5 protein-coding genes are annotated in these 5,506 nt (G+C 41.7%); all 5 read left to right on the forward strand.

The window, feature by feature from the left end:
* Positions 1–744, forward strand: a 744-nt coding sequence (locus tag ABWK04_03530; protein ID MEZ0360957.1) for a TolC family protein, incomplete at its 5' end; no start/stop codon positions are given.
* A complete protein-coding gene (locus ABWK04_03535) occupies positions 734–1,759 on the forward strand; it encodes an efflux RND transporter periplasmic adaptor subunit (GenBank protein ID MEZ0360958.1) in 1,026 nt (341 codons plus the stop codon). The genes ABWK04_03530 and ABWK04_03535, both read left to right, overlap by 11 nt.
* Positions 1,756–4,788 (forward strand): CusA/CzcA family heavy metal efflux RND transporter, encoded by a 3,033-nt coding sequence (locus tag ABWK04_03540; protein MEZ0360959.1) that lies wholly within the window; start codon positions 1,756–1,758, stop codon positions 4,786–4,788. The genes ABWK04_03535 and ABWK04_03540 overlap by 4 nt, the downstream gene beginning before the upstream one ends.
* The gene (locus tag ABWK04_03545) at positions 4,772–5,002 is read left to right on the forward strand and encodes a hypothetical protein (protein ID MEZ0360960.1); all 231 of its coding nucleotides are present in this window, start codon (positions 4,772–4,774) and stop codon (positions 5,000–5,002) included. Before ABWK04_03540 ends, ABWK04_03545 begins: the two co-directional genes overlap by 17 nt.
* A gap of 42 nt (positions 5,003–5,044) precedes the next feature.
* Positions 5,045–5,476, forward strand: coding sequence for a hypothetical protein (locus tag ABWK04_03550; GenBank protein ID MEZ0360961.1), 432 nt, complete (start codon positions 5,045–5,047; stop codon positions 5,474–5,476).
* The last annotated feature ends 30 nt before the right edge of the window (positions 5,477–5,506 follow it).

Raw genomic sequence — 5,506 nt, forward strand, 5'->3', positions numbered from 1 at the left:
CAGGAGCAAAAACAGAAGCTGGGATTTTTAAGTTTAATAGACCTTATAAAGCTAAAACTTTACAAAGTGGATCTTGAGAGTGCAATACAACAAGCGCAAGCTAACTACAAAAAGGATATGAAGGATCTAAGCTTCTACTTAGGCGGGAATTACGAACCCGCACAAGTGCAAGAAGTTACTGAAGATATAAGTCTTGAAAGCCTAATTGAACAAGCCCTTGAAAACAGGGAAAGTTTAAAGTCCCTAAGGGAACAGCTAAGGTCAGTGGATTATCAGATAAAGCTCTTGAGGGCTTACTCAATACCTGACATATCAGTGGGGGTTGAGTACGACGCCTTTGGTGTAAAGTATAAGCCTGGTATAGGCGTTGGGCTTTCCATGAATCTTCCTGTCTTTGACCGCAGGCAGGGAGACCTTCTTACCGCACTGAATACAAAGGAGCAGACACTCATAGCTATAAAAAGAGAGGAGGAAAGCATAAAAAAGGAAGTGTCCCAGGCTTTTTACGACTATGAGGCAAGCAGAAAGGTCTATAGCTCCTATTTAGAAAAGAAGAAGCTACTTGATGAGCTATTAGATAGGACAAAGAAAGCTTACATTTTGGGAGGCATATCTACGCTGGACTTTTTGGATACTTTACGCACTTACAGAGCCTTTATCAACGCCTTCTTACAGGCAAAATATCAATACCTTCAAAACTATCACAGGCTAAGGCTTTTGGCGGGAGGTAAATATGAGGATTAGAAGGCTTCTTATATCCTTTCTGCTTCTTGCTTCTTGTAGTGGAGAAAAGGCACTTAAAGAAGAACCCAAACAGCAGGCAAAGAGGGAGACAATAGAGGTGGTCTTTGAAAAGGTGCCAGAATTTGTAGAGGCTACTGGATATGTCCAGCCAGACAAGGAAGGCACAGTAAAGATAACCTCACGGCTTGCGGGTGTAGTTCAAAGTATAAAGGTTCAGGTAGGTGATGCTGTAAAAAGAGGTCAAGTTTTAGCAACGGTAAAAGCTCCAGACATAACAGATCTCTATTCACAAAAGCTGTCCTTATCTGCCCAGCTTGTGCAGGCAGAGAGGCTATACAGATTAAAAAAAGAGCTTTATGAAGTAGGAGCCATATCAAAAAGTGAGCTTATGGACGCTGAGACAAACTACAAAATTATAAAGGCTCAGCTTGAAGGCATACAAAAGAAGTTAGAGCTTCTTGGAGGCAGTCTTGGAACAATTACCATCACATCGCCTGTTGATGGAGTGGTCTATCAAATAAGCGCTCATGTGGGCGATGCGGTTGACCAATCAACAGAGATACTCAGTATAGCCGACCCAAAGAAAGTTATGGTGGTAGCACTGCTCCCAGATAAGGACGCTCTTAGGGTAAAAAGGGAAGATAGGGCAGAGTTTTTCATAAGCACTTATCCTGAAAAAAGGTTTAGCGGAACAATAAAATATGTAAGCGATGTGGTAGACCCGGATACTCGTACAGTAAAGGTCTTTATAGAGCCTTTTGAGAAGGAACCCTTTAAGATAAACATGTTCTTTAACATAAAAATAATCATAGGGCAAGAGACCTATGCGGTTGTGCCTAAAAGTGCTATCCTCTACCAGGATGGTAAGTTTTATGTCTATGTATTAAAGGATGACAAGCCTGTAAAGGAAGAAGTGAACTTTATCAAGGAGCTTGAAGACGGAAGAGTTGCTCTTTTTGGGCTTGAGAAGGGACAGAAAGTACTTCTAAATCCCATTAGGGAGGTCTCTCCTTGAGGAGGTTCGTCAGTTTCGTAACAGACAATGCCTTGCTGTTTTTCCTTTTCGGGCTTGTTGTCACCATTGCATGCAGTCTTTTTATAAAGGACCTCAATGTGGAAGCCTTCCCTGACCCATCGCCACCCGTCATAGAAATAGTAAGCCTATACCCCGGAAGGTCCGCGGAAGAAGTGGAAAGGCAGATAACTGTACCTTTAGAGATAGCTCTGGCAGGTATGAGGGGGCTTCATCGTATAAACTCCATTTCCCTGTATGGTCTTTCTGACATAAAATGCACCTTCTCCTACGATATCTCATACCGCGAAGCAAGGCAGGAAGTTATAAACAGATTATCTACTGTAAGCCTTTCAGATGGAGTTACCCCTCAGATAATACCCAACCCTATAGGCGAGGTTATGCGTTATGTCTTGGTAGGAAGCAGGAACCTTATGGAGCTTAGGACTCTTCAGGACTGGGTCGTAGCAAGATACCTAAAAACTGCCGAAGGTGTGGAGGATGTTGCCAGCTACGGTGGTTTTATAAAAGCTTATTTAGTGGAGGTAAAGCCAGAAAACTTAATAAAGTATAAGGTCTCGCTCTCGGATGTGGCGCAAGCTCTGTCAAACTCCAACATAAACGTGGGTGGAAGGGCAATAGACTTTGGATCTCAGTACTTTCTCATAAGGGGTGTGGGTCTTATAAGGGATTTAAAAGATATTGAAAATGTGGTGGTGGCCTATAGAAACAACGCGCCCATATTAGTAAAGGACATAGCCGAGGTAAAACTTGGCAACATTCCAAGAACGGGTATAGTAGGTCTGAACGACAAGAATGATGTGGTGATGGGTGTAGTGATACTACGCAGAGATGCAAAAAGCATACCTTCTATAAAGTCCATACAGGAAAAGATAAAAGATCTAAACGACCACATATTACCAAAAGATGTAAAAGTTGTACCTTTCTATGAAAGGGCTAAACTCATAGATACGGTCATTCACAAAGTTTCTGAAATAGCCTTTGTGGGCATAGTTCTGGTATTTAGCTCCATACTGGTGTTTTTGGGAAGCCTCAGAACAGCTTTCCTTGTAGCTCTTACAGTACCAATGTCCTTGGTGATAGCACTGGGTATAATGGCTCTGCGCGGAGAGTCCGCCAACTTTCTTTCTATAGCGGCTATAGACTTCGGTATAATTGCGGATATTCCTCTTCTCTTTGTGGAAAACTATCTTTGGAACACGAAAAGCTACGGTGTAGGAAGGCGCTCAATAATTCAATCGGTGCAGGATACAGGAAGACTGCTTATCCTGTCCGTACTTTTGATAGGCATATCCTTCATACCAGTATTTCTTATGGAAGGTGCAGAAAAGCGTATCTTTGCCCCTATGGTAAAAACATACCTTTACGCCATAAGCGCTTCCGTGGCTATAACCTTTACTTTTTTGGTGTCCGCCCTTGTTCTCCTTGTGCGCTCCGGAGAAAAGGAGACCCTTTTGGTGAAATTCTTTGAAAGTCTATACGAAAAGGTGTTGGAGCGATTGATAAAGCTAAAAGGTATGTGGTTATTAATAACCCTGTCACTAATGAGCTTTCTCAGTTTGTTCTTCATCCAGCGCTTGGGTCTTGAGTTCATTCCAAAGATGGACGAAGGCAACATATACATGCGCATCATCTTTCCATACTCCATATCCCTGTCAGAAACCTATCAAAACGCCAAAAAGGTCAGAGATATACTACTTAGCTTCCCAGAGATAAAGACGGTGGAGTTTCAGGTAGGAAGACCAGAAGACGGCACAGACCCCACGGGACCCTTCAACTCTGAATACTTCATAGACTTAAGACCTTACTCAGAATGGAAGCGTTTCAAAAGTAAAGAAGAGCTTGAGGAAGTAATAAGGGATAAGATAAGGAGCTTATTCCCAAAGGCTGACATAAATATATCGCAGTATATACAGGATAACCTTGAGGAAGTCCTCACAGGCGTAAAGGGAGAAAACGCGGTTAAAATCTTTGGAGATGACCTCTATAAACTGGACAATCTTGCAAACCAAATAAAGGAAAGGATAAGCAAGGTAAAAGGTATTGAAGATGTAGGTATATTTAGAGAGATAGGACAGCCTAACCTCGTAATAGAGGCTGACAGAGAAAAGCTCTCTGCTTACGGACTTAGCGTACAACAGCTTATGGATACTGTGTCTGCCGCATTGGGAGGCAAGGAAGCAACTCAGGTAATAGAAGGTGAGAAAAGGTTTTCCCTGCTGGTTATACTGCCAGAGGAACTTCGTCAAAACCCTTCAAAGATAGGAGATATACCTATAATACTTCCTAACGGCTCTTATGTAAAGCTTTCTTCTGTTGCCAATATACATTTCAGTACGGGCGCTTCTTTTATATACAGGGAAAACTACAAGAGGTATATACCAGTTAAGTTCAGCGTAGTCTCAAAGGATCTTGCAGGCACCGTCAAAAAGGCTCAAGAAAGCGTAAAAGATATAAAACTTCCTGAGGGTTACTTCTTAGAGTGGAGCGGGCAGTTCAAAAGTCTTGTGGAAGCGCTTAGACGCTTTACCTTCTCAGGGCTTCTTGCCCTTTCACTACTGTCTGTATTTTTGTACATCATAAACCGTTCGGTAAGAAACACCCTTATAGCTATGAGCGGACTCCTCTTTTCTATCTTTGGAGGCACATTGAGCCTTTTGGTATCAGGCTTCCCTCTTAGCCTTTCTGCTATAGTGGGCTTTGTTTCCATACTTGGCATAGCCATACTAAACATCTCTTTTATGATGAACACCTATAAAAAACATATACTTGCTGGTGTTCCAAAGGAAGAATCTATAAAGAGGTCTGCAAAAGAGAAGTTCAGAGCTGTACTTTTGAGTAGCTTCACAGCCTCTATGGGTCTTTTGCCGACAGCTCTCTCAAAGGGTGTGGGGAGTCAAATACAAAAACCTCTCGCTGTTGTCGTGGTAGGTGGAATGCTTATTACGGGATCGCTTATATTATTAGTTGTACCGTCCCTTTTGAGGTATGTATATGTGGAGGAGAGGTAACCTTTTGGGACTTTTTATAATGGCTGTATTGCTTGCAGTTGAAGGGGAAGAAAACCTTCCAAAGAGCATGGAACCAGATTTGAAATTCAGCTACAATCTGGACAAGATGACCAGCCTCAATTTTGGTGTGAGGACACCATCTGACTTTGAGTATATAACCAACAAAAGGAAATATATAAATCAGTATGTGCTTTGGTTTAATGTAGAGTTCTGAGTTTATAAAAACTTTATACCTTTAGTGTAAGTTTATAAGGGGATGGAGATAGTTGAGGTAAACACGCCTCATCTTTTTGAGAAGTTAAAGTCCCTTGAGCTGAAAGTTTGGAAAGGGTTGAGTGACATTGAAGTCAAAGAACTTTTGCAGAACAAAAAGGCGTATATATTCACCGAAGGCAGTTTAGAAGCTGGATATCTCGTGTATAGCTATAGAAAAGGTAGGGTATACATTGAGGACCTTGTTGTGAGCGATCCTGCACACTTTATACACATAATGAGGAGCGTGGAGAATCTCTTTAAACCCTTAACGCTTGTTGCTCTTATAGAACCGCACTTTACCTGGTTTTTTTCAGAAAGGATAAACAGGATACTTAAAAACTCCGGTTATAAATTAAATAAAGTAAGGAGGTTTCACTTATTCGGTGAAAGCTTTCTTTATGTGAGGTTAATCTATGAAGGTACTTCTCGTTGAGGACGAAATGGATCTTGCCCTCCCTATAAG

Source organism: Hydrogenobacter sp. (assembly GCA_041287335.1).
Classification (GTDB): Bacteria; Aquificota; Aquificia; order Aquificales; family Aquificaceae; genus Hydrogenobacter.

Coding starts and splice junctions, on each gene's coding strand:
- ABWK04_03535 (MEZ0360958.1), top strand. CDS start 734: ATGAGGATTAGAAGGCTTCTTATATCCTTTCTGCTTCTTGCTTCTTGT.
- ABWK04_03545 (MEZ0360960.1), top strand. CDS start 4,772: ATGTGGAGGAGAGGTAACCTTTTGGGACTTTTTATAATGGCTGTATTG.
- ABWK04_03550 (MEZ0360961.1), top strand. CDS start 5,045: ATGGAGATAGTTGAGGTAAACACGCCTCATCTTTTTGAGAAGTTAAAG.